This is a genomic window from Xenorhabdus vietnamensis (assembly GCF_002127535.1).
GTDB classification, from domain to species: domain Bacteria; phylum Pseudomonadota; class Gammaproteobacteria; order Enterobacterales; family Enterobacteriaceae; genus Xenorhabdus; species Xenorhabdus vietnamensis.
This window is the reverse complement of the sequence record NZ_MUBJ01000010.1, coordinates 100,075-126,980: the sequence shown is the minus strand read 5'-3', so window position 1 is coordinate 126,980 and position 26,906 is coordinate 100,075. Positions and strand designations below refer to the sequence as shown.

At 41.6% G+C, this 26,906-nt stretch carries 25 protein-coding genes; 21 read left to right on the top strand and 4 right to left on the bottom strand.

Annotated features, from left to right (window positions below; genetic code table 11):
- The first annotated feature begins 210 nt into the window (after positions 1 to 210).
- Positions 211 to 1,956: a D-lactate dehydrogenase gene (gene dld / locus Xvie_RS10910; protein WP_086109347.1), complete on the top strand. Its 1,746-nt coding sequence runs from the start codon at positions 211 to 213 to the stop codon at positions 1,954 to 1,956.
- Positions 1,957 to 2,091: 135 nt separating this feature from the next.
- On the opposite strand, the gene sbcB is transcribed toward dld, so the two are convergent.
- Positions 2,092 to 3,522 carry an exodeoxyribonuclease I gene (gene sbcB, locus Xvie_RS10905; protein WP_086109346.1) on the bottom strand — a complete coding sequence of 477 codons (1,431 nt, stop codon included), beginning with the start codon at positions 3,520 to 3,522 and terminating at the stop codon, positions 2,092 to 2,094.
- Between the two features lie 774 nt (positions 3,523 to 4,296).
- Between sbcB and tmaR the strand changes: the two genes are divergently transcribed.
- On the top strand, positions 4,297 to 4,617 hold the full coding sequence (gene tmaR / locus Xvie_RS10900; protein ID WP_086109345.1) for a PTS system regulator TmaR: 321 nt from the start codon (positions 4,297 to 4,299) through the stop codon (positions 4,615 to 4,617).
- Between the two features lie 78 nt (positions 4,618 to 4,695).
- Here the strand turns inward: tmaR and Xvie_RS10895 are convergent, their stop codons facing one another.
- Together Xvie_RS10895 and rne are read right to left on the bottom strand one after the other, a co-directional pair.
- Positions 4,696 to 5,322, bottom strand: a complete 627-nt coding sequence (locus Xvie_RS10895) for an SDR family oxidoreductase (RefSeq protein ID WP_086109344.1) — start codon at positions 5,320 to 5,322, stop codon at positions 4,696 to 4,698.
- Between the two features lie 176 nt (positions 5,323 to 5,498).
- On the bottom strand, positions 5,499 to 8,801 hold the full coding sequence (rne, locus tag Xvie_RS10890) for a ribonuclease E (protein ID WP_086109343.1): 3,303 nt from the start codon (positions 8,799 to 8,801) through the stop codon (positions 5,499 to 5,501).
- Positions 8,802 to 9,353: 552 nt separating this feature from the next.
- Here rne and rluC point away from each other — a divergent pair.
- A complete protein-coding gene (gene rluC / locus Xvie_RS10885) occupies positions 9,354 to 10,310 on the top strand; it encodes a 23S rRNA pseudouridine(955/2504/2580) synthase RluC (RefSeq protein WP_086109342.1) in 957 nt (318 codons plus the stop codon).
- Here the strand turns inward: rluC and Xvie_RS10880 are convergent.
- Positions 10,307 to 10,897: a Maf family protein gene (locus tag Xvie_RS10880; protein WP_086109341.1), complete on the bottom strand. Its 591-nt coding sequence runs from the start codon at positions 10,895 to 10,897 to the stop codon at positions 10,307 to 10,309. The genes rluC and Xvie_RS10880 overlap by 4 nt on opposite strands.
- Before the next feature lie 144 nt (positions 10,898 to 11,041).
- On the opposite strand from Xvie_RS10880, the gene yceD reads away from it, so the two are divergent.
- The 18 genes from yceD to Xvie_RS10790 all read left to right on the top strand — a co-directional run bounded on the left by yceD (position 11,042) and on the right by Xvie_RS10790 (position 26,545).
- Positions 11,042 to 11,566, top strand: a complete 525-nt coding sequence (yceD, locus tag Xvie_RS10875) for a 23S rRNA accumulation protein YceD (protein WP_086109340.1) — start codon at positions 11,042 to 11,044, stop codon at positions 11,564 to 11,566.
- Between the two features lie 12 nt (positions 11,567 to 11,578).
- Positions 11,579 to 11,749 carry a 50S ribosomal protein L32 gene (gene rpmF / locus Xvie_RS10870; protein WP_004247080.1) on the top strand — a complete coding sequence of 57 codons (171 nt, stop codon included), beginning with the start codon at positions 11,579 to 11,581 and terminating at the stop codon, positions 11,747 to 11,749.
- Between the two features lie 29 nt (positions 11,750 to 11,778).
- Positions 11,779 to 12,831: a phosphate acyltransferase PlsX gene (gene plsX / locus Xvie_RS10865; protein ID WP_086109339.1), complete on the top strand. Its 1,053-nt coding sequence runs from the start codon at positions 11,779 to 11,781 to the stop codon at positions 12,829 to 12,831.
- Between the two features lie 6 nt (positions 12,832 to 12,837).
- Positions 12,838 to 13,791 (top strand): beta-ketoacyl-ACP synthase III, encoded by a 954-nt coding sequence (locus Xvie_RS10860; RefSeq protein ID WP_086109338.1) that lies wholly within the window; start codon positions 12,838 to 12,840, stop codon positions 13,789 to 13,791.
- 18 nt (positions 13,792 to 13,809) lie between these two features.
- On the top strand, positions 13,810 to 14,739 hold the full coding sequence (gene fabD / locus Xvie_RS10855) for an ACP S-malonyltransferase (RefSeq protein WP_086109337.1): 930 nt from the start codon (positions 13,810 to 13,812) through the stop codon (positions 14,737 to 14,739).
- Positions 14,740 to 14,750: 11 nt separating this feature from the next.
- The gene (fabG, locus tag Xvie_RS10850) at positions 14,751 to 15,485 is read left to right on the top strand and encodes a 3-oxoacyl-ACP reductase FabG (protein WP_086109379.1); all 735 of its coding nucleotides are present in this window, start codon (positions 14,751 to 14,753) and stop codon (positions 15,483 to 15,485) included.
- A 151-nt stretch (positions 15,486 to 15,636) separates the two neighbouring features.
- Positions 15,637 to 15,873: an acyl carrier protein gene (gene acpP, locus Xvie_RS10845; RefSeq protein ID WP_012989255.1), complete on the top strand. Its 237-nt coding sequence runs from the start codon at positions 15,637 to 15,639 to the stop codon at positions 15,871 to 15,873.
- A gap of 74 nt (positions 15,874 to 15,947) precedes the next feature.
- Positions 15,948 to 17,189, top strand: a complete 1,242-nt coding sequence (gene fabF / locus Xvie_RS10840) for a beta-ketoacyl-ACP synthase II (protein ID WP_086109336.1) — start codon at positions 15,948 to 15,950, stop codon at positions 17,187 to 17,189.
- 170 nt (positions 17,190 to 17,359) lie between these two features.
- Positions 17,360 to 18,187 (top strand): aminodeoxychorismate lyase, encoded by an 828-nt coding sequence (pabC, locus tag Xvie_RS10835; protein WP_086109335.1) that lies wholly within the window; start codon positions 17,360 to 17,362, stop codon positions 18,185 to 18,187.
- A 45-nt stretch (positions 18,188 to 18,232) separates the two neighbouring features.
- Positions 18,233 to 19,258 carry an endolytic transglycosylase MltG gene (gene mltG, locus Xvie_RS10830; protein WP_086109334.1) on the top strand — a complete coding sequence of 342 codons (1,026 nt, stop codon included), beginning with the start codon at positions 18,233 to 18,235 and terminating at the stop codon, positions 19,256 to 19,258.
- Positions 19,255 to 19,896, top strand: a complete 642-nt coding sequence (tmk, locus tag Xvie_RS10825; RefSeq protein ID WP_086109333.1) for a dTMP kinase — start codon at positions 19,255 to 19,257, stop codon at positions 19,894 to 19,896. Before mltG ends, tmk begins: the two co-directional genes overlap by 4 nt.
- On the top strand, positions 19,893 to 20,882 hold the full coding sequence (holB, locus tag Xvie_RS10820) for a DNA polymerase III subunit delta' (protein ID WP_086109332.1): 990 nt from the start codon (positions 19,893 to 19,895) through the stop codon (positions 20,880 to 20,882). Before tmk ends, holB begins: the two co-directional genes overlap by 4 nt.
- Before the next feature lie 22 nt (positions 20,883 to 20,904).
- Complete coding sequence (locus Xvie_RS10815; protein ID WP_086109331.1) at positions 20,905 to 21,690, top strand: metal-dependent hydrolase; 786 nt, start codon at positions 20,905 to 20,907, stop codon at positions 21,688 to 21,690.
- 117 nt (positions 21,691 to 21,807) lie between these two features.
- Positions 21,808 to 22,158 (top strand): purine nucleoside phosphoramidase, encoded by a 351-nt coding sequence (gene hinT / locus Xvie_RS10810; protein WP_086109330.1) that lies wholly within the window; start codon positions 21,808 to 21,810, stop codon positions 22,156 to 22,158.
- Between the two features lie 70 nt (positions 22,159 to 22,228).
- Entirely contained in the window at positions 22,229 to 22,798 is a 570-nt protein-coding gene (gene lpoB / locus Xvie_RS10805) for a penicillin-binding protein activator LpoB (protein WP_086109329.1), read from the top strand.
- Complete coding sequence (locus Xvie_RS10800; protein ID WP_086109328.1) at positions 22,785 to 23,663, top strand: phosphotransferase; 879 nt, start codon at positions 22,785 to 22,787, stop codon at positions 23,661 to 23,663. Before lpoB ends, Xvie_RS10800 begins: the two co-directional genes overlap by 14 nt.
- A 95-nt stretch (positions 23,664 to 23,758) precedes the next feature.
- Complete coding sequence (gene nagZ, locus Xvie_RS10795; protein ID WP_086109327.1) at positions 23,759 to 24,778, top strand: beta-N-acetylhexosaminidase; 1,020 nt, start codon at positions 23,759 to 23,761, stop codon at positions 24,776 to 24,778.
- Between the two features lie 462 nt (positions 24,779 to 25,240).
- A complete protein-coding gene (locus Xvie_RS10790; protein WP_086109326.1) occupies positions 25,241 to 26,545 on the top strand; it encodes an NAD(P)/FAD-dependent oxidoreductase in 1,305 nt (434 codons plus the stop codon).
- Positions 26,546 to 26,906: the final 361 nt, after the last annotated feature.

Genomic DNA, 26,906 nt, shown 5'->3' with positions numbered 1-26,906 from the left:
AAAAAGCAGTGGTTTGAAATTGAAAAATAGATAAGTATTTTCCTTCTGAAACAGTACCTTGGGGTGCTGTTTCTTATTTGAAATGAAAAAAAGAGTATAAATTACACAAATATCATCAAAAGACATCATATAATAAATAGCAAATTAGCCATGCCTGATTTCATTAAGATCTGGTTTGTCCGGCTCTAATAATAAGGTAAGAGAATTATTATGAATGATGCTAAAAATCCTCAAAATCAGCGATTAATCGCCACTCTCACAAATATTGTTGGACTCTCTCATATTCTTACTGAACCCAGAAAAACGGAACGTTACCGCAAAGGTTTTCGTTCTGGACAAGGAAATGCCCTTGCAGTTGTATTTCCTGAATCATTATTGGAACAGTGGAAAGTATTCAAAGCCTGTGTTGAAGCCGACAAAATTATTTTGATGCAGGCAGCCAATACTGGGTTAACGGAAGGATCCACACCGAGTGGCAATGATTATGATCGCGATATTGTCATTATCAGCACTTTACGAATGGATAAAATTCAGATTCTTCAGTCAACGAATCAAGTCATTGCATTCCCCGGCAGTACATTATGGCATTTAGAGAAGGTATTGAAACCATTGGGACGTGAACCACACTCAGTTATTGGTTCGTCTTGTATTGGTGCATCCGTTGTTGGTGGAATTTGTAATAATTCAGGGGGTTCTTTAGTTCAACGTGGGCCAGCTTACACTGAAATGGCGCTTTATGGCCGAGTTAATGAAAAAGGAGAGGCTGAACTAATTAACCATTTGGGAATATCCTTGGGTGATCAACCCGAAGATATTTTGATTTGTTTGGAAGAGCAAAGTTACCGCGCTGAAGATATCCAGCATGGTGGCAGTGCTGGTTCTGATCATGAATATTCACAGCGCGTCCGAGATATAAATGCAGATACGCCATCAAGGTTTAATGCTGATGAGCGCAGGTTATTTGAAGCCTCGGGTTGTGCAGGGAAATTAATTGTTTTTGCGGTTCGTCTTGATACTTTTCCGGCAGAGTCAACTTCGCAGGTTTTTTATATCGGCACCAACCAACCGGAAGTATTGACAGAATTGCGGCGTTATATTTTATCTAATTTTCAGTACTTGCCAGTCGCTGGGGAATACATGCATCGGGATATATTTGATATTGCAGAAATATATGGGAAAGACACCTTCGTTATGATTGATAAACTGGGCACAGATAAAATGCCAATGTTTTTCAACTTGAAAGGACGAGTTGATGCTACATTAGGCAAAGTGCCATTTTTGCCATCACATCTGACAGATCGTGTTATGCAGGGGCTGAGCCGTTTGTTACCCTCTCATTTACCCATTCGCCTGAAAGAATATCGAAACCGCTTCGAGCATCACTTGATGCTGAAAATGTCGGGTGAAGGTATAAAAGAGGCGAGTGAGTGGCTGGAAAATTATTTTAAACAAGCTGATGGCGAGTATTTTGCTTGTTCCCCAGAAGAGGGGGCGAAAGCATTCTTACATCGTTTTGCAGCCGCAGGGGCAGCTATTCGTTACCAAGCTGTTCACAGTAATGAAGTAGAAGATATTTTGGCATTGGATATCGCTTTGCGCCGTAATGATCGTGAATGGTTTGAAACTTTGCCCGCCGAAATCAATGAAGCGTTAGTTCATCGGCTATATTATGGACATTTTATGTGTCATGTATTCCATCAGGACTATATTGTTAAAAAAGGTATAGATGTTCATGCATTGAAAACAAGAATGTTGGAAATTTTGAATCAACGAGGCGCGGAATATCCTGCCGAACATAACGTTGGTCACTTATATAAAGCTAAACCACTGCTTAAGCGTTTCTATCAATTAACTGATCCAACTAATACTTTAAATCCGGGGATTGGTAAAACCTCCAAGTTGAAAAATTGGGGGAGAGAATGCGGTTGCCAAGTTACTGAACATCAACATGATTAGCTTATCTTTATGATGGAATGAAAAAAGAAAAAGACACACATAATGTTTTGTCTTTTTCTTTTTTAAATAAATATTTTCTTTATCGTTCAGACACAACTCGAAAGCCATTGGGCATAGAGAATTTATATAGAAGTTTTATCCAGCGATTTGAACTACATAATCAACCAGTGCTTTTAACTGACGGCATTTTTCTTCATCAGACTGATATTCAACAAAAAATCCTTCAATAGTTGCAAGATATTGGCTGATATTTTCCTGTGTTAACGTATCTTGACGATGACGTAGCCAGCGTTGTTGCTCGTCATAATCCAGTGTTGCTGGATAATTTCTTGCACGATAGCGGAATAACAACGGTTTAATACGTGTATCTTGGAACGTTAAATCCAAGGCCGGTAAGTTTTGGGGCGGAGTTTCTCTGATAATTTCCATTGCAGTTTTGTCGGCATCACTGAAAAAGCCGCTGTATAGTTTAGTATCGACATTATCAGACTCTGGAAATATTTCTGGATGAGAAAACAATTCAACGACTTTCTCTCTGATTTGTGAGTTGGCGCGCAAGATAGCCAGATTTTTCTCACATTGTTTGCGGTCTAATCCTACTCGTTCTGCATCTTGTGGCCGTAAGGTATTTTCTGGTGCAATAATTGGGCATTTATTGATATGCACTAATTTAATTGGCACCGGGCTTTGATCTGGCTGTAATTCATCCCGTCGTGTATACAGACGTTCGCGTAATTCATTTGCGCTGAGTTCCAGAAGTGGAGAGATATCACCTGCCAGATCGCACATGATGACTGCATTACGGTTATTTGGATGCCATGCTAAAGGGGCGATCAGACTAATATTGCTGCGTAGAGTTCCGAACATGCCTGATACATGAACCAGAGGTTTCATTTGTGGGATATCAATCTGATTGCTGACTTTCTGTTTATTTCTTAATTGGAAAAAGTAATCGAACAATTTAGGTTGGTTTTTTTTCACCAGTTTTGCCATTGCGATAGTGGCATAAACATCGGACATGGCATCATGGGCATGAGTATGCTCAATTCCGTTGGCTTTTGTCAGATGTTCCAATTTGAAGCTAGGCAATCCATCCTCATTTTCCGGCCAGACAATACCTTCCGGACGCAGGGCATAGCAGGCGCGTAATACATCGAGTAAATCCCATCGGGAATTACCTTTTTGCCAGCTATAAGCATAAGGATCGTAAAAATTACGATAGAAGATATTACGGCTGACCTCATCGTCGAAACGAATATTATTAAATCCAAGAATACATGTATTGGGTTTACTGAATGCTTCATGGATTTGCCGGGCAAATTCAGCTTCATTGACACCTTTTGTCAATGCCAATTGTGGTGTAATTCCTGTGATCATGACAGCTTCAGGCTCGGGAAGATAATCGTCAGCAGGAGCACAATACACCACTAAAGGCTCTTCAATGATATTGAAATCACTGTCAGTGCGAATTCCAGCAAATTGTGCGGGACGATCGAGGGCCGGATGCTTACCAAAAGTTTCATAGTCATGAAAATAGAAACTTTGGTTTTCTTTACTGGTATTCAAGATTGTGTACTCTCCGTTATCGCCAATTTAGGTATTAATAATTAAAATATTATATTTCTATTGGTGTCACATTTATCTGATTTTATCGCTAGGTATATTAATTGTCTGGTTGAATCTAGGCCAAGGGGGGCACCAAATTTATTTACGAAATACGTATCAAAAATGATGATTCTCAATAGTACTAAATGACATGGTAAACCATATTATGCTGAATCTGAATGATTGAGTGTGAATGGCTATGCTATGGGGCAATAAAGGTTGTGGTGAATTGCGTCCATGATAGTATGCTATGTTGTTTTCGTTGGTTATTGATTCAACACATTTCAGTATGTAATCTCAATCTTGTATGCTCCATATTTTGAATGAGAAAATTTTCTAATAAAACGGGGTGGATGGTAGAAATCATAAAAACACGTCCAACACCACAAGAGTATGTCATGTTACGTGAGCAAGCCGGACTATAGGTAAAATCCCTTGAAGTTGCGCAGAAGGGGTTACCAAATGCATTATTTTCAGTTTGCCTGTGTGTTCAAGGAAAATTAAATTGTCGAAACTGGCTTGTCTATGTGTTGTTTGAAATTGTATTGTGTATATCCGTCGTCTTCAAGTTGCAGCTTTGTTGGCTGCGCTTACTTTCCACGGTCACTGTAGCTATAAACATTAAATTGTCTATGCTCCCGGGGATTTGTGCCTTTGCCGTCGCTCTGCAACTTGAAATTCATAGGGTATAGTTAGCAATAAGAAATTATCGGTCTGATTGAAAAGGTATGAAAAATGGACAACACAAATAAACCAACATTCCACAATGTACTGGAGTTTGTGCGTATATTTCGTCGCAAAAACAAATTACAGCGCGAAATTGTAGACAATGAGAAAAAGGTTCGAGATAACCAAAAACGTGTACTTCTGCTCGATAATCTGAGTGATTACATAAAGCCGGGAATGTCGATTGAAGATATTCAGGGAATTATTGCTCATATGCGCAGTGATTATGAAGAGCGTGTTGATGAATATATCATCAAAAATGCCGAGCTATCTAAAGAGCGTCGTGAATTATCTAAAAAACTTAAAGCGATGGATGGTGGTGTTAAGTAAGTTTTAGTTGTTCAAAATGTCGTTATTCAAAAGATCACCACGTCTGATGGCTTGGTGATCTTTTTATGTCAGTAAAATTTAGTTCCAGTGAGGTTTGAGTTCTGGATCAACTAAGGCATAAATTTGGTAGTAAGTTTGTTCATCTTCAGCCATTTGTGCCAATTGCTTTGCTACATCCTCTCGGCTTACCATGCCATGGATTTCTTCTTGGTAACGTTTGCAATGTCCAGTTCCTGATTTATCTGTAAGGCCTCCAGGACGGATGATTGTAAAATCCAGAGCGCTGGTTTGCAGGTAACTTTCAGCCAATGATTTGTGTCTGACTGATTGCCCGAACAGTGATTTAGCCCGTGCGGACAATGTCTGCCAACTTTCGCCACATCCAATGGATGTCACTAATAACATGCGTGAAATTTGAGCTTGTTCCAATGCATCTATTATTGCAATGTTCCCATGATGATCAGCATTTCCTCCCCCAATGGTTGAGAAAACAACAATATTTTCTTCCGCATGCACAATCGCTTTTTCTATGCTTTTTCTGTCACAAGCATCGCCATGTATTACGTTAACGCCTAATGCACTTAGTTCCACTGCTTGTTGTGCATTACGAATTAAAGCGGTGACAGGGCGGTTTTGCTTTAGTGCAATAGTGACCAAATGGCGTCCAACGCCTTTTCCAGCACCAAAAATCAGCCAAGGTTTCATAGACGGGAAGTTCTCCATAGAATTAATTATCTTACATGATAATGATAACTATCCAAGTTTATGGGAATCGACGATTGAATGAAATGAAACTAATTAATTTTTTGTAATGGATAAGATAAAAAAATGGCTCCCGATACGGGGAGCCACTTGGATTTACAATCAATCACAACATCTAATTATTCGAATGACTGTGGTTTAAACATGGCAGAAGTTGCAACGTTTGTTGCTGAATGTCCACCTGCACCGCCTTTGCCTTTATATGGATAAGGAGGGCGTTGCCATTCAGTGATAATAATAACAGGTTTGGTCACTATATCTGGTGCTGGCGCCTTCGTCATTGGGGAGTAAGCGTGATAATTTTTTTCCACGATAATCGAAGACTCAACAACTTTTGTCTCTTCCGTTTTAACTTCCTCTGTCTTAGAGCATATTTCCGTTGCGACAGCTGGTTGTTCTTCATGATGTTCCTGTTCGGCTATAGGAGACGTCACAATAATAGGATCTGCAGTGTGGCGTATTTCTTCAGAATCATGTGATACTAGGATATATGTTTCTGCATCACCTGAAACTTTTGACTGATGTTTTTCATCATGTTTGATGACAGGCTCCACGTTTTCTGATTCCGAAACCTTAGACCTTGCTGATTCCAGCTCTACTGGCGTTACGATGGGAGTAACGTCATTGGTAGTAGATTTAGCATTATCATGATTGGTGCTTCCCTGTTGCTCAGCTACTTTCTGCTCAGTTACTTCAATGTGAGGCACTACTGCATTTGATGCTGATTCTGCGATTGAAGGCATCAGAATAACTTTTTCCTGTTGCACTGGCGCTGTTTCTTCTTCAACCGTTTCGATAATTACATTGACAGAAGCTGCAATTTCAGATTCAGCAGTGGCTATAGGTGTAACAGGATAATGAACCCACACTTTGCCTGATGCCAATTCTGGAGATACTACCGCCATTTTCAATGGAACTGGTGATTGAGTTAGATTACGTTCATCACGGTAGCGACGGCGACGTTGACCGCTGACACGCAAGTGGCGTGGGGAACGGCGGGAGCGACGTGGCATTGTGTTGTCTTGCTGATCATTGTTTTGTGGTACAACAGCTTGTAAAACTGAGCCTTGTGATGCTGAATTTTGTGAATCTGCATCTTGTGCAACCGTATTTTGTGACATTTCAGGTTGGTTAGCGGCTTCAGCATTCGAGTCAATAACGGCTGGCACAGACGCTTTTGTCTCTTTGTTGCTGTTTGCTGAAACAGGTTCCGGTATCACGATTGGTAAGGTAGCAACATTAGTTTCTTGTTTTGCTTCGTCAGTAATACGTACTTTTTGTTCAAGCTGGCGGCGTTGACGGCGAGGCATGACTGGTTGCCGCTCTTCAACTTCTTCTTCGACGATATCGGATTGATTTGTTGCCTGCTGAGCGTTAGCTTCCAATTGTTGCTGACGTTTTTCTTCTTGACGACGACGCTGACGTTCAGCTCGTTGTTCCCGGCGTTGCTGCTGTTGCGCTTCACGAGCTTCATTATCTATTACAGCGTTATCTTGAACATTATTTTTCTGCTGGGCATTACGGCCCTTGCGCTGTTCATCACGCTCACGGTTATTGCGCACTTCATTTTCATTACGTTCGCGACGTTGATTCTGACGACGTGAGTTGCGACGATCTGATGAACGGCGATTATCATTACCAGAATATTTTTTGTTCTTTTCCTGGGGCTGTTTTTCTTCTTCACCACTGAACATTTTTTTCAGGGCGCTTAAGAATCGACTGAACAAGCTTGGTTTTTCAGTTTGTTTCTGATTATTGACTACAGCTTTTTTCTCTTTTGTTTTTTCTTTTGCTGTTGCCGATGCAGTTGTTTCTGCTGGCAGATCAAAAGTTGAAATAGCAGGTTGCTCTGGACGTTTGCGTTCATGCGGGCCATCATCCTGAACATTTGTCATTTCCACTTCATGCAACTGTGGAAGCAAATAGCTCAAAGTTGAAATTTCTTCGCCTTTACGTACACGTAAAACAGAAAAATGCGGGGTTTGCATTTGATCGTTTGGAACAATGACAACCCCAACACCGCCTTGACGATGTTCAATGGCGCTGACTGCCTTGCGTTTTTCATTCAGTAAGTAGGAAGCAATCTGCACAGGAACAATGGCATGAACCTGATGTGTATTTTCTTTCAGCGCTTCTTCTTCGATTAAGCGGAGAATAGAGAGAGACAGTGATTCATTATCTCGAATTGTTCCGGTACCACTACAACGAGGGCAGACATGGTGGCTGGATTCACCAAGAGATGGGCTTAAACGCTGACGTGACATCTCCAATAAGCCAAAGCGGGAAATTCGACCGATTTGAATACGGGCGCGATCTTGGCGTACAGCATCACGCAATCGGTTCTCAACTTCACGTTGGTGGCGCACCGGAGTCATGTCAATGAAATCGATAACAATAAGACCACCGAGGTCACGCAGACGTAATTGGCGTGCAATTTCATCAGCGGCTTCCAAGTTGGTATTAAATGCTGTTTCTTCGATATCGCCACCACGAGTTGAACGGGATGAGTTGATATCTATGGCTGTCAAGGCTTCGGTAGTATCAATGACTACTGAGCCGCCGGAAGGTAACCGAACTTCACGCTGGAAGGCGGATTCAATTTGCGACTCTATTTGATAATGGCTGAATAGAGGGACTTCACCACTGTACAACTTGATTTTACTGGCAAAATCAGGACGTCCCAGTGCTGTGATGTGCTGGCGTGCTAAATCAAGAATTTTAGGATTATCAATTAAGATTTCCCCAATGTCTGGGCGCAGATAATCACGAAATGCACGTACGATAACATTGCTTTCCTGATGAATCAGAAATGGAGCGGAATGGTTGTCTGCTGCTTTTTTGATTGCTTCCCAATGTCTCAGGCGGAAGTTTAAATCTCCTTGTAAAGCTTCGGCAGATTTGCCTACGCCTGCGGTACGAACAATAAGCCCCATGCCTTCTGGAACCTCAAGAGAAGAGAGCGCTTCTTTTAATTCGATGCGGTCATCTCCCTCAATACGACGAGAAATGCCACCTGCTCTTGGGTTATTTGGCATAAGAACTAGGTAGCTGCCAGCCAAGCTGATAAAAGTTGTCAAAGCAGCGCCTTTGTTGCCTCGTTCCTCTTTATCAACCTGGACGATGACTTCCTGACCTTCTTTAAGGATATCCTTAATGTTAGGGCGACCATGTGAGTGATAATTACTTGGGAAATATTCGCGAGCAATTTCTTTAATGGGCAGGAAACCATGACGTTCTGCACCGTAATCAACAAAAGCGGCTTCTAGGCTAGGTTCAATTCGAGTAATTTTACCTTTATATATATTTGCCTTTTTCTGCTCGTGTCCCGGACTTTCAATATCCAAATCATAAAGACGTTGCCCATCAACAAGGGCAACACGCAACTCTTCCTGCTGGGTTGCGTTTATTAACATTCTTTTCATTCTAACTTACTCATTATTTTACATTAATATAGAGCTGCGAGTAAAAAAGGGGAGAAATACTGGCTACCGATGGCCTCGTGTCTTTTACAAAACCGTCAGCCTCACGGCTATCGTTTGTATAGAGGCGCCTATTTGTCGATGAGTCTGAATTTCATTTAAACTCAGTACACTATTGGGATGCTGTAATAAATTAGATACAGATTTTGCCCAATCCAGTAAGCTGCCACCCGCAGCCCATAAATTATTTGATTAAACATTACGTCTTATGCATTTGCTGCGTTTTTGTTCGATCAAACAGATAACAAACAATTTCAATCTTACCATTCATAGTTTAGTAAACTGTGGCCAGAAAGCATTATTCCATTGCTATTGGGTTGATAGCAAGGTGACTTTATCGCTTTGCGGGTTTTTTATTAGGAAATAGTGATAAGTTGTTAATCTTTAGTCTTTATCCTAAGACTCTTGAAATAATGAAGTAGAAAAAATGGATATTATTTAGACATATTTAAAAATGAGTAGCGCTCTGTTTGTTGGATTATTAGAATCTTGTTCATGAAAACAAATAATCAAGTTGTACAGTTTGTCACTATTGATGACGATGAGGCCGGTCAGCGAATTGATAACTTTTTGCTGGCTCGCTTAAAAGGTGTACCTAAGAGCATGATCTATCGGATCTTGCGTAAAGGTGAAGTTCGAGTCAACAAAGGAAGAATTAAGCCTGAATATAAATTGACAGCAGGTGATGTCATCAGAATTCCACCAGTTAGAGTAGCAGAAAGGCAAGACCCCCCTGTATCTGCCAAGCTGGATAAGGTTGCAGCCTTGGCAGAATGTATTTTGTATGAGGATGACCATATTTTAGTCATAAACAAACCTTCGGGGATTGCGGTACATGGCGGCAGTGGCTTGAGTTTTGGCGTGATAGAAGGATTACGAGCCTTGCGTCCTGAAGCACGCTTCCTTGAATTGGTACATAGGCTCGATCGCGATACATCGGGTATTCTGTTGATTGCAAAAAAGCGTTCTGCATTGCGGGTATTACATGAGCAATTACGCTTGAAGCAGATGCAGAAAGACTATCTGGCACTAGTGCGTGGGCAATGGCAGTCCCATAATAAAGTAATAGAAGCACCTTTGTTGAAAAATATCCTGCAAAGCGGAGAAAGGGTGGTTAAAGTCAGTAAAGAAGGCAAGCCATCTGAAACACGTTTCAAAATTGAAGAACGATATGTGTTTGCGACATTGGTACGAGCTAGCCCAGTAACAGGGCGAACCCACCAGATCCGTGTGCATACTTTACATGCTGGTCACCCTATTGCATTTGATGATCGTTATGGTGATAGAGAATTTGATGCGCAGCTTGCAGAAACAGGGCTTAACCGATTGTTCTTGCATGCCAGCTCATTAAAATTTACCCATCCATCCACGGGAGAAACGTTGCGTTTCGAAGCTCCAATGGATGATAGCTTGCGGAAGTGTTTAAAAACACTACGACTTAATAATCATTAAGAATATACCGTCAGTGGATTTATCCCCTGACGGATAAGCATTTCAGTCAAAGTTATTAATGGTAAGCCGATAAGTGTGTTCGGATCTTTGCCATCAAGCTTTTCAAATAACGTAATCCCTAAGCCTTCACTTTTGAAACTACCCGCACAATTGTAGGGCTTTTCTTTGTTTAAATAATAGATAATTTCTGTATCTGTAAGGTTTCTGAAATAGACGCGGAATAGCTCACAACGCGTATCAACGATCCCTGTTTTACTATTGAGTAACGTAATGCCAGTATAAAAAGTAACACATTTCCCACTGGCTGTTCTTAGTTGTAGCAAAGCATTTTCAAAATTATGTGGTTTGCCTGTAATTTTGCTATCTAAAATACAAACCTGATCTGACGCTATAATTAGGTGCTTGGGATATTCCCATTTTAATGCACTGGCTTTTGCATGCGATAGCCGTGTTACCAATTGTTTTGGACTTTCATTTTCTAGTGGGCTTTCATCAATATTGGGGGATGCACAGATAAAAGGTAATCCCAATTTTTCCAATAATAGGCGGCGATATACAGAAGTTGACGATAAAACAATCGGAAGCATCATTTTTCCATAAAATACGTAGAGAAATATTCGCAGTCATTTTAAACTATACGCCGCTTAATAAGCGAATATTTGACGGAAAGGCGCATATGTGTGGCCTTTTTCTTTGACTATGTCTCATTACAAAGATAATATGCGCGCCTTATGCAAAAGGTAAAATTACCCCTGACCATCGATGCACTTCGAGCAGCCCAGAAGAGATTGGACTACCATGGTAGTTATTCTGCTGGGCAAGTTTCTCGTATTGCGGGAACAGTGGTCAGTGTGGATGGTGATGTAGATAGCTCATTATCATTTGAAATTGATAATCAGCGTCTGGCAGTTGTAAAAGGGCATTCCGATGTGGATGTTACGCTTGCCTGCCAGCGTTGTGGCAGTAATTTCAGTCATCATGTTCACACAACGTATTGTTTTAGCCCGGTCGTCAATGATGAACAGGCTGAGGCATTACCGGAAGAGTATGAGCCAATAGACGTTAACGAATTTGGCGAAATAGATTTGCTGGCAATGATTGAAGATGAAATAATTCTATCTCTGCCGGTGGTTCCGGTACATGATTCTGAACACTGTGAAGTGTCCGACGCGGATATGGTGTTTGGTGAACTGCCTCCTGAAGCAGAAAAACCAAACCCATTTGCCGTATTAGCCAGCTTAAAGAAAAGTACTTAAGGAGTAAGGTCAATGGCCGTACAACAGAATAAACCAACTCGTTCTAAACGTGGTATGCGTCGTTCTCATGACGCACTGACTGCAACACATGTCTCTGTAGACAAAACTTCTGGTGAAACTCACCTGCGCCATCACGTGACTGCTGATGGCTACTACCGTGGCCGCAAGGTAATCAACAAGTAATTTCAGCTAATTATTAGCAAGTTGATATCTTGGCTAATCTAACCTTAGCGTTAGATGCTATGGGCGGGGACTTCGGTCCTCGCGTTACGGTGCCTGCTGCATTGCAGGCACTGGCGTCTAATTCACAACTGAAACTATTGTTGGTCGGTAACCCCGAAACCATCTCTCCTTTGCTTGCAAATCAAAATGCTGAGCTGCTCAGTCGCTTGCAAATTGTCCCTGCGGAACATGTCGTTTCCAACGATGCAAGGCCATCTCAGGCTATTCGTTCCAGTCACGGCACTTCAATGCGTATAGCATTAAATTTAGTCAAGTCGGGAGAAGCACGGGCTTGTGTCAGTGCAGGAAATACAGGTGTCTTGATGGGGTTGGCCAAATTGATGCTGAAATCCATTGAAGGGATTGAGCGACCTGCGTTGATGACAGTGATACCTAATCTAAAACAGAGCAAGACAGTTGTATTAGATTTAGGCGCTAATATTAATTGTAATAGCAGCATGTTAGTCCAGTTTGCGATTATGGGTGCCGTAATGGCGGAGTATGTTGTTGGTGTGGATAATCCACGCGTTGCATTACTCAATATCGGGGAAGAAGAGTCCAAAGGGCTGGATAATATCCGCGAAGCCGCTATAACCTTACGCAATGCCCCTGCAATTAATTACATTGGGTATGTGGAAGGAAATGAGTTACTGACGGGAAAAACGGATGTGCTTGTATGTGACGGCTTCGCAGGTAATGTTACGCTGAAGACGATGGAAGGTGCGATCAGAATAATTTTGTCTCTGATAAAGTCACCGGATGGTCAGCAAAAAAAATCATCTTGGTTGATGAAGCTCTTCAAAATGAAGATATTTAAAAAATGGTTGCTAAAACAGGTAACTAAGCGGTTTGGCCATCTAAACCCTGACCAGTATAACGGAGCAACGTTATTAGGCTTACGTGGCATCGTCATCAAAAGCCACGGTGCTGCTAATGAACGAGCTTTTAAGGCTGCTATTGATCAAGCCATTCAAGCTATAGAGAAGCAGGTTCCTGACAGAATCGCTGCCCGGCTGGATGCAGTATTACCCAAGAGTGAATAAGCACAAATGTATACAAAAATCTTAGGTACGGGCAGTTATTTGCCTGCTCAGGTGCGTACTAACGCAGATTTAGAAAAAATAGTAGATACGTCAGACGAGTGGATTGTGACTCGGACAGGCATTCGTGAACGTCGTATCGCAGCTGAAGATGAAAATGTTGCAATTTTGGGGTTCAAAGCCGCTGAAAAAGCCATTGAAATGGCGGGCATCGATAAGGCACAAATTGACCTAATCGTTGTCGCAACAACAAGCTCGACGCACGCCTTTCCAAGTGCGGCTTGTCAAATTCAGCAGTTGTTGGGAATTCAAGGAATTGCGGCTTTTGATGTTGCAGCAGCGTGTGCTGGCTTTACTTACGCGCTGAGTGTTGTAGATAAGTTTATTAAAACTGGTGCTGCTAAACATGCATTGGTAATCGGTTCTGATATTATTTCAAGAGTTGTAGATCCTGAAGACCGCAGTACAGTTATTCTTTTCGGAGATGCGGCAGGAGCAATGGTAGTCGGGGTTTCAGAGGAACCAGGTATTTTATCCACTCATCTTCATGCTGATGGTCAGTATGGTGATTTGTTGTCATTGTCTCATCAAAGTCGAGTGAAGCGTGATACACCAGAATACGTGACTATGGCTGGCAATGAAGTCTTTAAAGTTGCTGTTCGTGAACTAGCTAACATTGTTGATGAAACATTAGAAGCCAACAATTTGGCTCATTCTCAGCTTGATTGGTTGGTACCTCATCAGGCAAATTTGCGTATCATTTCGGCAACGGCCAAGAAATTAGATATGACAATGGATAAAGTGGTCGTGACTCTGGATCGTCATGGCAATACCTCGGCAGCATCTGTTCCGACAGCGTTCGATGAAGCGGTGCGTGATGGAAGAATCCAACGCGGCCAACTTGTTTTACTTGAAGCATTCGGCGGTGGCTTTACCTGGGGCTCAGCGCTAGTACGTTTTTAATTCAACAGGAAAATAAACATGTCTGATTTTGCAATGGTGTTTCCCGGTCAAGGTTCCCAATCTTTGGGAATGTTGGCAGATTTAGCCTCAGAGTATCCACTGGTTGAACAAACGTTTGCAGAAGCTTCTGTGGTTTTGGGATATGATTTATGGACATTAGTTCAGCAAGGGCCCGTAGAAGAACTGAACAAAACTTGGAAAACTCAACCTGCTTTGCTGGCAGCTTCAGTCGCGATTTGGCGAGTATGGCAGGAAAAAGGCGGTAAGGTGCCTTCCATGATGGCCGGTCATAGTCTTGGCGAATATTCTGCGCTGGTCTGTGCTGGTGTGATTGAATTCCAGCAAGCAATTAAACTCGTTGAATTACGTGGAAAATTGATGCAGGAAGCCGTACCAGAAGGGCAAGGGGCAATGTATGCCATTATTGGTTTAGATAATGAGTCCATTGTAAAGGCATGTGAAGAATCAGCACAAGGTCAGGTTGTTTCACCTGTTAATTTCAATTCACCTGGGCAGGTTGTTATCGCAGGTGAAAAAGATGCTGTAGAGCGTGCGGGAGCGGCATGTAAGGCAGCAGGCGCAAAACGTGCATTGCCGTTATCTGTTAGTGTGCCTTCGCACTGCGCACTTATGAAATCTGCAGCCGAGCAACTGGCGGTTGCACTGCAAGAAGTTGTGTTTAACCAGCCACAATTTCCTGTCGTGAATAATGCCGATGTAAAAGTAGAAAAATCTGCTGATGCCATTCGAGACGCTTTGGTTCGTCAGTTGTATAATCCTGTACGTTGGACAGAATCAGTTGAGTATATTGCTGAGCAAGGTGTTGAACAATTATTGGAGATCGGACCAGGTAAGGTACTCACTGGGTTAACGAAACGTATTGTTGATACTTTAAGTGCTGTAGCAGTAAATGATGTATCATCACTCACAGTTGCTCTGGATAAATGACCGAGGAAAACATGAGCTTTGATGGAAAAATTGCACTGGTCACTGGTGCTAGCCGTGGCATAGGTCGCGCGATTGCAGAATTATTGGTTGAGCGTGGTGCATGTGTTGTTGGCACTGCAACCAGTGAAAAGGGAGCTGAAGCAATCAGTGCCTTCCTTGGTAATAAAGGCAAAGGTTTTGTACTGAATGTCACAGATTCTGAATCCATTGAGAATGCACTATCGAATATTCGTGCTGAATTTGGTGAAATAGACATTTTAGTTAATAATGCGGGCATCACTCGTGATAACTTGTTGATGCGCATGAAAGATGATGAGTGGCAAGATATTATTGACACTAATCTTTCTTCGATTTTTCGTCTGTCAAAAGCAGTGATGCGCTCTATGATGAAAAAACGTTATGGGCGTATTATTTCCATTGGCTCTGTTGTTGGAACGATGGGAAATGCAGGGCAGGCGAATTACACGGCAGCGAAAGCAGGAGTTATTGGTTTTAGTAAATCACTGGCTCGTGAAGTCGCTTCTCGTGGCATCACTGTTAACGTTGTTGCACCTGGTTTTATTGAAACTGATATGACCAGAGCGTTGACAGACGAGCAGCGTGCAGGTATTTCTGCTGGAATCCCTGCTAATCGTCTCGGTGATGCAAAGGAAATTGCCAGTGCTGTAGCGTTTCTTGCTTCTGACGAGGCCGCTTACATCACGGGTGAAACACTGCATGTCAATGGTGGCATGTACATGATCTAAAAAATGAGCGAACTCTCTGTTTTTGATGTATTTTTTGAACAAAAAAGACAGATTGTGGTTCGACCAGCCGGGATTTGGTTGCATCTTTTCCTGTATTTTATAAACTACGAAAACCATCGCAGAAGCGAGTTTTGATAGGAAATTTAATAGTATGAGCACTATCGACGAACGCGTTAAGAAAATCATCGTTGAACAACTGGGTGTTAAAGAGGAAGAAGTTGTGAACACAGCTTCATTTGTTGATGACTTGGGCGCTGATTCTCTTGACACAGTTGAACTGGTAATGGCTCTGGAAGAAGAGTTCGATATCGAGATCCCAGACGAAGAAGCTGAAAAAATCACTACAGTTCAAGCTGCTATTGACTACGTTGAGAACGCAGGTAAATAAGCACACATACCTAGGCGGTCGTTCGACCGCCTATGTTTTTCGTCCTAAATTTTTTCCCTCCCTGGAGGATAACCGTGTCTAAGCGTCGAGTAGTCGTGACCGGACTAGGCATGTTGTCTCCTGTCGGCAATACAGTAGAGTCTTCTTGGAACGCTGTTTGTGCAGGACAGAGTGGTATCGGCCTTATCGAACATTTTGACACCGCTAACCATGCAACTAAGTTTGCAGGTGTGGTGAAAAATTTTAATCATGAAGATTTCAATATTTCGCGCAAAGAAGCACGGAAAATGGATCTCTTCATTCAGTATGGTATTGCTGCGGGCAAACAAGCTATTGAAGATGCAGGAATCGAAGTAACAGAAGCCAATGCTAGCCGCTTTGGTGCTGCTATTGGTTCTGGTATTGGTGGTTTGGGCCTGATTGAAGAAAATCACAGTACATTGTTATCGGCAGGGCCTCGCAAGGTCAGCCCATTCTTTGTACCTTCGACCATCATCAATATGGTGGCAGGCCATTTGAGCATCCTGTACGGTCTTCGTGGTCCGAGCATTTCCATTGCAACAGCTTGCACTTCTGGCGTACATAATATTGGCCATGCGGCTCGTATCATTGCTTACAATGATGCTGACATTATGCTGGCAGGTGGTGCAGAAAAAGCCAGCACGGAGTTCGGTGTTGCCGGATTTGGTGCTGCACGTGCATTATCAACCCGTAATGACGATCCTCAAGGCGCAAGTCGTCCTTGGGATAAAGATCGTGATGGTTTTGTTCTGGGCGATGGCGCAGGTGTTGTCGTCCTTGAAGAATACGAACATGCGAAAAAACGTGGTGCAAAAATTTATGCTGAAGTTGTTGGCTTTGGCATGAGTAGTGATGCTTACCACATGACATCACCTCCCGAAGATGGGGCTGGTGCTGCTTTAGCGATGCAAAATGCCCTGAAAGATGCGGGAGTTTCACCAGAGCAGGTGGGTTACATCAATGCCCATGGTACTTCAACATCAGTTGGTGATATTGCAGAAGCGCGTGCGGTGGAGTCTGTTTTTGGTGAAGGCACTAAAGTATTGGTGAGTTCAACCAAATCAATGACAGGCCACTTGTTGGGTGCTGCTGGAGCGGTTGAATCTATTTTTACTATTCTTTCTCTGCGTGATCAGATTGTTCCTCCAACCATTAATCTGGATAATCAGGATGAGAACTGTCACTTGGATCTAGTTCCGGGTGAAGCGCGTAAAGTTGAAGGAATGGAATACGCATTGTGTAACTCTTTTGGTTTCGGTGGCACCAATGGTTCATTGATTTTCCGCAAGATCTAAAATCACTTTGTGTTTATGAAAAGCCTCAACATTCGTTGAGGTTTTTTTATGCCTGTTTTTATGAATTGTTTTTGTATGGGGTTTTTTGCACTGTAGAGGCTCCTATACTATTATAACGCCCCTTATTAGCTGAGATTATCACGCTTTTTTATCAAAAATAAGAAATGAAAATGACGTATTGGATTAATGGTAATCAGTGTGATCACTTACCTGTTAGTGATCGCGCTGTACAATTTGGTGATGGCTGTTTTACCACAATCAGAGTTGAGCAAGGATTACCAGCCTTGCTACCTTTACACATAAAACGGTTGCAAAAAGGCGTTGAAAAATTATTTATGCCAGCACTGGATTGGTCTCAGTTGGAGAGTCATATTAAACAGGTCGTAAGAGGATGTGAATCAGGTGTTTTGAAAGTCATTCTTTCCAGAGGTACGGGAGGCCGTGGCTATAGTTTTGATGACACGATTGAGCCTACCCAGCTCCTGTCTTTGAGTGCATACCCTGAGCGATATATTACTCAGCGTCAGAAAGGTGTTTCATTGGTTCTTAGTCCCATTTCAATGGGAATTAATCCTTATTTAGCTGGCATAAAACACTTAAATCGTTTGGAGCAAGTCTTGATCAAACGGTTCATTGAACAATCCAAAGCAGATGAAGCTCTGGTACTTGATAGTGATGGCCTATTGGTTGAGTGTTGTACTGCCAATATTTTCTGGCGAAAAGGAAAAAATGTTTATACGCCGGATCTCAGCCAGTGTGGTGTGGAAGGAGTGATGAGGCAAAAGATAATCGAATTGTTGGTAGAAAGTGATTATAACTTATTGTGTGTCATGCGTTATCCTGAAGCTTTGGCTCATGCAGATGAAGTGATTATATGCAATTCCTTAATGCCAGTTGTTCCCGTAGATCAGATTCAAGCGCATAAAAATCAACCGGCGTGGAAATATCAATCAAGAGAATTGCATGAGTATTTATTAACTGAGTGTTTAAAATCTTAGCTATTTAGTGCTCATCATTGATGTATAAACAAAAGTGATTATCGAATGAAACTAAAAAAATGCATTTTCATTCTGCCCGGATTGATTATCGCGATCGCTGCGATCGTATTCTTTTTTTTCATGAAGAAAATAGAGAACTTTGCTGATCAGGATATTAATCTCAGCCAAGAGATTATATTTACTGTGCCAGCAGGAACTGGGCGTACAGGCCTGGAATCTTTACTGATTCAGCATAAATTAATTAAAGATAATCAATTATTGCCATGGTTATTTCGATTTAAGCCAGAGCTGGCAAAGTTTAAGGCCGGAACTTACCGTTTGCAAAAAGGTATGTCTTTAAGGTCTGTCTTGCAACTATTTGCCGACGGTAAAGAAACCCAATTTACTATTCGCTTTATTGAAGGCAGTCGTCTTTCTGATTGGTCAAAAATTTTGCAAAACGCACCATATTTAAAACATGAAATAGAACGTAAAACACCGCAAGAACTGTTTGGTGCTTTGGGTATGAAAGAAGCGGAATCGCTGGAAGGTTGGTTTTACCCTGATACCTATATGTATACAGCGGGCACGAGTGATGTGGAATTACTCAAACGAGCCTATAACAAAATGAAAACGGCAGTAGGGCTGGAGTGGGAAAACAGAGAAAACAATCTACCATATAAAAGCGCCTATGAAATGTTGATCATGGCCTCTATCATTGAAAAAGAGACTGCAATTGAATCAGAGCGTACCAAAGTTGCTTCTGTATTCGTGAATCGTCTACGGTTAAAGATGAGATTACAAACTGATCCGACAGTTATTTATGGATTGGGGGATAAATATACGGGCACGATTTTCCGCAGCAATCTCAGCACCCTTACACCATACAATACTTATATGATTGATGGGTTGCCACCAACCCCCATCGCCATGCCAGGTTTAGCTTCGATTAAGGCGGCGGCACATCCTGCTGTCACAAAATACTTATATTTTGTTGCGAATGGCAATGGTGGCCACACATTTACCATCAATCTGGTAGAGCATAATAAGGCAGTCAGTCTTTATCGCCAAAAATTAAAGCAGGATAAATGAACAGTAAATTTATTGTAATTGAAGGTCTCGAGGGCGCGGGAAAAACTACAGCAATCCAGACAGTGGTTAATGCCTTGAAGCAACATGGCATTTCTGATTTGACGCTTACCCGTGAACCGGGTGGGACACCATTGGCAGAAAAGTTGCGTGAGCTGATTAAACAAGGAATTGGAGGAGAACCACTGACAGATAAAGCAGAAGTATTGATGTTATATGCTGCCAGAGTTCAATTGGTGGAAAATATTATCAAGCCAGCTTTATCGCAGGGAATTTGGGTTGTTGGTGATCGTCATGATCTTTCTTCTCAGGCTTACCAAGGTGGGGGACGAGGGATTGATCAACACTTGATGGAGTCATTACGCGAAGCTGCATTGGGTGATTTTCATCCAGATTTGACTCTCTATCTTGATTTGCCACCAGAAGTGGGCTTACAACGTGCTTGTGAGCGTGGTGAATTAGATCGCATTGAAAAAGAATCCTTAGATTTCTTCCATCGTACTCGTACAAGGTATCTCGAGCTTGTGGCGAAAGATGATAGCATTAAAACGATCGATGCAACTCAGCCACTGGAAAAAGTACAGGAAAATATCCGCAATACCTTACTTAATTGGTTAAAAGAACAGGAAATACAGGCATGAATTGGTATCCGTGGCTCAATCATGCATACCGTCAGTTAGTTGAATTCCATCAACAGGGGCGCGGGCATCATGCTATTTTGCTTCACGCTCATGCCGGAACGGGGGCTGATGCATTGTTGTATGGCTTGAGTCGCTGGTTAATGTGCCAGAATAAACAGGGTATTAAAAGCTGTGGCAAATGCCATGGCTGCCATTTAATGTTGGCGGAAACTCATTCTGACTGGCATGCCCTTGCTCCTGAAAAAGGAAAAACTATTATTGGAGTTGATGCTGTGCGCCAGCTCAGCGAGAAGCTCTATGAATATTCTCAGCAAGGAGGAGCTAAAATTGCTTGGATACCATCTGCAGAATCCCTGACGGAGGCTGCTTCGAACGCTTTACTGAAGACATTGGAAGAGCCGCCCCAAGACACGTATTTCTTATTGCAGTGCCAGAATCCTGTGAATTTGCTGGCAACATTACGTAGCCGTTGTTTTTACTATTTTATTCCAGTACCTGAATCCTCAATAGGGCTTTATTGGCTACAAAATCAGCTTCCATCTATATCCTTTTTGGATATACAAACAGCATTAAAGCTTTCCGAAGGAGCGCCATTAGCAGCGCAGCAACTGCTTCAGACTGAAAAATGGCAACAAAGAAATTCGCTTTGTCAGGCGATTGAACAGGCACTGCATAAATGTGATACCCTGTCGATTTTACCATTGCTGAATCGTGATGATATGCAGCAATCTTTGCATTGGTTGATTAGCTTATTATCCGATGCAGTAAAATGGCAGCAGCAGGCACAGAATTATTGTGTTAACCAAGATCAGCAGGCTCTGATTCATTATCTTGCTTCTTCTCAAAGTGTGGAAACACTATTAAATTCAGTTGATGATTGGGTACATTGCCGTCATCAATTATTATCTGTTGTGGGAGTCAATCGGGAATTGTTGCTAACGGAACAATTACTCAATTGGGAAAGACAGTTTTGTCCTGCGCAGTAACTTATTTAGATACGAGCATATTATGTTTTTAGTTGATTCACATTGTCATCTCGATTGCCTTGATTATGAAACGCTGCACAAAAGTGTAGATGATGTTGTGGCGAAAGCCGCAGAGCGGGATGTGAAATATATGTTGGCAGTAGCAACGACGCTACCGGGCTTCCAGCAAATGAAGGGTTTGATTGGTAAACGCGAAAACGTGGCGTATTCCTGTGGTATTCATCCATTGAATTTGGATGAAGGTTATGATTTCGAAGAACTTGCCCGATTGGCTGCGGATGAAGATGTTATCGCAATGGGGGAAACAGGTCTGGATTATTATTATCAGAAAGAAAATGCCGAACTCCAGAGAACCTCATTTCGTGAACATATCCGTATTGGTCGTGAATTAAATAAGCCAGTGATTGTGCATACCCGTGAAGCAAGGGATGATACATTGATAGTATTGCGGGAAGAAAAAGTACAAGAGTGTGGTGGTGTGTTGCACTGCTTCACGGAAGATAAAGAAACAGCGAGGGCTTTGTTGGATTTGGGTTTTTATATCTCTTTTTCTGGCATTGTTACTTTCCGTAATGCTGAGCAGATCCGTGATGCGGCAAGATTTGTGCCACTTGATCGTATTCTAGTAGAAACTGATTCACCTTATCTGGCACCAATCCCTCACCGCGGCAAACAGAATCAGCCTGCTTATGTACGTGATGTTGCTGAATATATGGCAGTATTAAAAGGGGTCAGTATTGATGAATTGGCTGCGGTGACAACAAGAAATTTTTGTGAACTGTTTCATATCGATATTAAAGAAAACTAAATTAGCTATGACATGCTGTGTTTTTAGGTATCAGTATTCGGGTTTAGGGTTTAACATTTGGACTTTGTACCCGGCTTTAATAATTGTTCATCTGTGATGATAAAAAGGAGAAGTAAGATGGCAGAAGAAACTATTTTCAGTAAAATTATTCGCCGAGAAATTCCTGCGGATATTATTTACCAGGATGATTTAGTAACAGCATTCCGTGATATTTCCCCTCAGACACCAACACATATTCTGATCATTCCTAATATATTGATCCCAACGGTTAATGATGTTACTGCTGATCATGAGCTAGCTTTGGGGCGCCTATTTACAGTAGCGGCGAAAATAGCAAAAGAGGAAGGAATTGCAGAAGATGGTTACCGTCTGATCATGAACTGTAATCGTCATTCAGGACAGGAAGTTTTCCATATTCATATGCATTTGGTTGGTGGTCGTCCATTGGGGCCGCTATTAGCAAAATAACAAATTAAATTGGCGAATAATTTAATTTATGAGTATCGGTACAAGGTAGCGATGTAACTAGGGTAGATTAATGAAAAGAATTCTCTTTGTTATGTTATCAGCAGTGTTGCTGGCAAGCTGTGTAATGCCAGTAACACAGCAACCTGCTCCTATTACACCGACGGAGCCAGAGAAAAAACCGGAGCCGCCGGTAGAGCCATCAGAAAAGGTTCCCCAACCTCCTAAAATTCAGTCTCTTAATTGGAATAATATTGTTCAGCCATTAGTCGATCAGATGCTTAGTGCTAATGGTTTAGAGTTGGGGAAAGTATTGCTTGTTGACTCTGTTAAGAACAACACTAATGGCTCATTGCGAACTTTGCAAGCCACAGATGCAATTACGGACGCAATCAGCAATAAACAGATTTTTCAGATTGTACCGAAATCTCGAGTCCATGTAGCCAGACAGGCTCTGGGGTTATCATCGGAAGATAGTTTGGGGTTGCGCAGTAAGTCTGTTGGATTGGCGCGTTATTTAAATGCCGATTATATTCTCTATTCTTTTGTCTCTAATAATCACGGCCAGCGTAATCTGGAAATGCAGTTAATGTTGGTGAAAACTGGCGAGATACTTTGGTCAGGTCGTAGTGACGTTAACTAATGTCCGCTCTTTGTTAAGAATGTTGTGGCAGTTATGGCCTGATATTCCGGCAGAATCTTGGGAAGTTAGGCCATTAACGGGGCTGACGCAGGAAAGTTACTACATTACTAATGGTTATATTACGAATGGTATGCGTCAGATGGTTGGACGCATACAAACATTGCAGAGTGGGATCCTTGGCGTGGATCGTCAACGAGAAAAACAGATCTTACGTCGATTATCCTCCACAGGTATTGTGCCTAAAGTAGTAGCTGCACATGGAACTTGGCTATTGCTTGAGTGGCTCACAGGAGCACAAGTAGAAGCTGATATGTTGGGGCAGCCTGCTTTGCAGCAACAATTGGCTCACACACTTGCTATTCTTCATAGACATTCTTTAGTGGGTTATCCGCTTCAATTAAAAAAACAAATTGCATTCCAGTGGCAGCAGATTGACAGAAAACGCTTATCTCCCCGCTGGTTGCGCTTACATAAATTTTTTATGGCAACCAGAATGCCCGCTGTTTTAAAGATGGCTCCAGCTCATATGGATGTTCACTCTGATAATTTGTTAATGACCGAAGAAGGATTAAAATTGATTGATTGGGAGTATGCAGCGGATGTCGATATCGGATTTTCATTAGCTGTATTATTCAAAGGAAATCAATGGAATGAGATACAGCAACAAATTTTTTTGGATTATTATTGTACCCAAGCATCAGGGTATTCAGATATCTCATTATTGCAGCAACAAATTAAGCGATGGGAATCGTGGGTCAACTATATGATGTTGATGTGGTATGAAATTCGCTGGCAGCAAACCAAAGAACAACAATTTTTATTGCTGGCGCATCCTTTGCGCCAAGCTTTTAAACTGTCGCAATGAATTTAAGCTGGCACTGTGCGTTGGTGGAACTAATTTTCAATTAACGATAATTAATCACAAATGGTAACCAATAATAAAGAGAAGTGAGGAATGCTATGGGGCCAGTAATGTTAGATGTTGTTGGCTATGAATTGGATAGCGAGGAACGCGAAATTCTACAGCATCCATTAGTAGGCGGTTTAATTTTGTTTACCCGCAACTTCCACGATACAAAGCAACTACGTGAGTTGGTTCGCCAAATTCGCACAGCTTCCCACCACCGTCTGGTGGTGGCGGTTGATCAGGAAGGAGGGCGTGTTCAGCGTTTTCATGAGGGTTTTACACGCCTGCCTGCAGCACAATCTTTTGCTCGTGTACATGACATGCTTATGGGAGCACATCTGGCAGAAGAATCTGGCTGGTTGATGGCATCAGAAATGATCGCAATGGATATTGATATCAGTTTCGCACCAGTATTGGATTTGGGGCATAAGTGTACAGCAATTGGTGAACGCTCATTTCACGAAGAGCCTGAGCCAGCAATGGTAATGGCAGAGAAATTTATCAAAGGTATGCATTCTGCAGGAATGAAATCGACGGGGAAACATTTTCCGGGACATGGGGCTGTGACAGCTGACTCCCATAAAGAAACGCCAAGGGATAATCGCTCAATGGATGCAATTAGTTGCCATGATATGGTGATTTTCCGTGATTTCATTCAACGCAAATTGCTGGATGCTATTATGCCTGCTCACGTTATTTATCCTCAGATAGATCACCGCCCTGCGAGTGGCTCACCATATTGGTTGAAATTTGTACTTCGTGAACAGCTAGGATTTGAAGGCGTCATTTTTTCCGATGATTTATCCATGGAAGGTGCAGCCGTGATGGGAAGTTATGCAGAAAGGGCTAAGGCGTCATTGGATGCAGGCTGTGACATGATATTGGTGTGCAATAACCGAGAAGGGGCAGTCAGTGTGCTGGATAACCTTCCGATGATTGACTCACCGAAAGTCAAACGATTATATCATCAAGGCAAGCAATTTAGTTTGGAAGACTTACAGAAATCTGAACGTTGGCAAAAAGCAAATCAAGCATTACATAGTTTGTGTGAAAAGTGGCTAAGATGTGAATAATCATTCGATTATTTAATGTTGAGGCAAAATTTGCCTCAATAAAACAGGAATGGGATCACCGTTGGTGTTTCTATTCCTTTTTTCTCAATATGTTCAATTTTCTTCCAACTTTATCTCTATATTTCATCCTCAATATTTCTTGATAATGTGGTTTGAATCACTCAAAAGTTTTTATTCACATAACATTAACACTGTAAATATTAATTTTTCATAAATCTGATTTATATCCAATTAATTGAAAATCAGTGTGTAATTTTTGTGATTGGTGTCTAATTAATCAAAAGAATTTGATCGTGACTATTTTTGGTATGACCAACTGGCCTGCCATGATATTCTGGAGATATTTACAGTATAAAATTTGTTTCACTTGGTGTTATTTAAGGACGTTATTCAAGGTTTTTTACTCAAAGAAGCGAGTTTAGCACTTTACATAACATTAGTTGTATTTTCAGTGGGGTAGTCATGACAACGCCAGAGACAAAAATTGTCATCATTGGTGGGGGCGCTGGTGGTTTAGAGCTGGCAACGCGTTTGGGACATAAATTAGGGCGTAAGAAAAAAGCCAAAATTACTTTAGTAGATCGTAATAACAGTCACTTATGGAAACCATTATTACATGAAGTAGCAACGGGGTCTCTTGATGATGGTGTTGATGCATTGAGTTATTTGGCTCATGCAAGTAACCATTATTTCAATTTCCAGCTAGGTACACTCACGAATATCGATCGTGATGAGAAAAAAATTACTCTGGCTGAAATCCGTGATGAAGACAGTGATGTGTTGGTACCAGAGCGTGAGCTGGCTTACGACATTCTTGTCATGGCACTGGGCAGTCAGTCTAATGATTTTGGTACGGCTGGAGTGAAGGAAAACTGTATTTTCCTTGATAACCCACAACAGGCACATCGTTTCCACAATGAGATGCTAAACCTGTTCTTAAAATATTCTGCAAACCAATGTGCAGAAGAAAAAGTGAATATCGCGATTGTTGGTGGTGGTGCGACCGGTGTAGAGCTTTCCGCAGAGCTATATAATGCGGTTAAGCAATTTAACAGCTATGGTTTTGAAAGTCTGAATTCAGATGCCTTGAATGTGACTTTGGTTGAGGCGGGAGAGCGGATCTTGCCTGCATTGCCAACACGTATTTCCAGCGCAGCTCATCAAGAATTGACTAAATTGGGTGTTAAGGTATTAACCAAGACCATGGTGACCAGTGCTGATGAGCATGGGTTGAACACAAAAGATGGTGAGCAGATCAAAGCTTCCCTAATGGTTTGGGCCGCGGGAATTAAAGCACCTGACTTTATGAAAGATATTGGTGGATTGGAAACAAACCGTATCAATCAATTAGTTGTGAAACCGACTTTGCAAACCACACAGGATGATCGTATTTTCGCTATTGGGGACTGTGCATCATGTCCGAAAAAAGAGGGGGGTTTTGTTCCTCCTCGTGCCCAATCTGCTCATCAGATGGCAAGTCGTTGCTATGACAACATCTTGGCATTGCTGAATGGAAAACCATTGAAAGAGTATACTTACAAAGATCATGGTTCATTGGTTTCATTATCCAAATTTAGTACTGTTGGTAGCCTGATGGGGAACTTGATGCGTGGTTCAATGATGGTTGAAGGCCGTATTGCTCGCATTGTTTATATCTCTTTATATCGTATGCATCAGGTAGCTTTGCATGGATATATTAAAACCGGCTTGATGATGTTGGTTGGAGGAATTAACCGCGTTATTCGTCCACGACTGAAGTTGCACTAATAAATTGAAAAATGGCTCATCTAAAAGCAAGTAATGACGATGGGCCATTTATTTTTACATTATATTAATTGTTACACATATCATAATTATTCTTCTCTAAATTTATCTTAGTTACTTATTATAATGAATGAAAATGTATTCGATTTAAATACAGATATTGCTTTAATTAACTAATTATTGTTATATGTAATTTATTTTTAAAGGGATGGATTGTAATTATATAGGTATGGTATAAAAGAGGTATGTAACTGATTTAGTCATACAGATTTATTTAATAATTTTCAGTAGATTGAGTTAATCATTCCAATAAGGTGAATTTTAGTCAGGTTACTGTAATATAAAAATTTTTCTTAATCTGTAG

Excerpts from the sequence above, each read along its gene's own strand:
- Xvie_RS10815 (WP_086109331.1), top strand. The coding sequence starts at position 20,905 with ATGTTTTTAGTTGATTCACATTGTCATCTCGATTGCCTTGATTATGAA.
- pabC (WP_086109335.1), top strand. The coding sequence starts at position 17,360 with ATGACGTATTGGATTAATGGTAATCAGTGTGATCACTTACCTGTTAGT.
- Xvie_RS10880 (WP_086109341.1), bottom strand. The coding sequence starts at position 10,897 with ATGCTTCCGATTGTTTTATCGTCAACTTCTGTATATCGCCGCCTATTA.
- holB (WP_086109332.1), top strand. The coding sequence starts at position 19,893 with ATGAATTGGTATCCGTGGCTCAATCATGCATACCGTCAGTTAGTTGAA.
- Xvie_RS10895 (WP_086109344.1), bottom strand. The coding sequence starts at position 5,322 with ATGAAACCTTGGCTGATTTTTGGTGCTGGAAAAGGCGTTGGACGCCAT.
- tmaR (WP_086109345.1), top strand. The coding sequence starts at position 4,297 with ATGGACAACACAAATAAACCAACATTCCACAATGTACTGGAGTTTGTG.
- rpmF (WP_004247080.1), top strand. The coding sequence starts at position 11,579 with ATGGCCGTACAACAGAATAAACCAACTCGTTCTAAACGTGGTATGCGT.
- Xvie_RS10860 (WP_086109338.1), top strand. The coding sequence starts at position 12,838 with ATGTATACAAAAATCTTAGGTACGGGCAGTTATTTGCCTGCTCAGGTG.
- nagZ (WP_086109327.1), top strand. The coding sequence starts at position 23,759 with ATGGGGCCAGTAATGTTAGATGTTGTTGGCTATGAATTGGATAGCGAG.
- mltG (WP_086109334.1), top strand. The coding sequence starts at position 18,233 with ATGAAACTAAAAAAATGCATTTTCATTCTGCCCGGATTGATTATCGCG.
- yceD (WP_086109340.1), top strand. The coding sequence starts at position 11,042 with ATGCAAAAGGTAAAATTACCCCTGACCATCGATGCACTTCGAGCAGCC.
- dld (WP_086109347.1), top strand. The coding sequence starts at position 211 with ATGAATGATGCTAAAAATCCTCAAAATCAGCGATTAATCGCCACTCTC.
- fabG (WP_086109379.1), top strand. The coding sequence starts at position 14,751 with ATGAGCTTTGATGGAAAAATTGCACTGGTCACTGGTGCTAGCCGTGGC.
- lpoB (WP_086109329.1), top strand. The coding sequence starts at position 22,229 with ATGAAAAGAATTCTCTTTGTTATGTTATCAGCAGTGTTGCTGGCAAGC.
- fabD (WP_086109337.1), top strand. The coding sequence starts at position 13,810 with ATGTCTGATTTTGCAATGGTGTTTCCCGGTCAAGGTTCCCAATCTTTG.
- hinT (WP_086109330.1), top strand. The coding sequence starts at position 21,808 with ATGGCAGAAGAAACTATTTTCAGTAAAATTATTCGCCGAGAAATTCCT.
- Xvie_RS10790 (WP_086109326.1), top strand. The coding sequence starts at position 25,241 with ATGACAACGCCAGAGACAAAAATTGTCATCATTGGTGGGGGCGCTGGT.
- rluC (WP_086109342.1), top strand. The coding sequence starts at position 9,354 with ATGAAAACAAATAATCAAGTTGTACAGTTTGTCACTATTGATGACGAT.
- tmk (WP_086109333.1), top strand. The coding sequence starts at position 19,255 with ATGAACAGTAAATTTATTGTAATTGAAGGTCTCGAGGGCGCGGGAAAA.
- rne (WP_086109343.1), bottom strand. The coding sequence starts at position 8,801 with ATGAAAAGAATGTTAATAAACGCAACCCAGCAGGAAGAGTTGCGTGTT.
- acpP (WP_012989255.1), top strand. The coding sequence starts at position 15,637 with ATGAGCACTATCGACGAACGCGTTAAGAAAATCATCGTTGAACAACTG.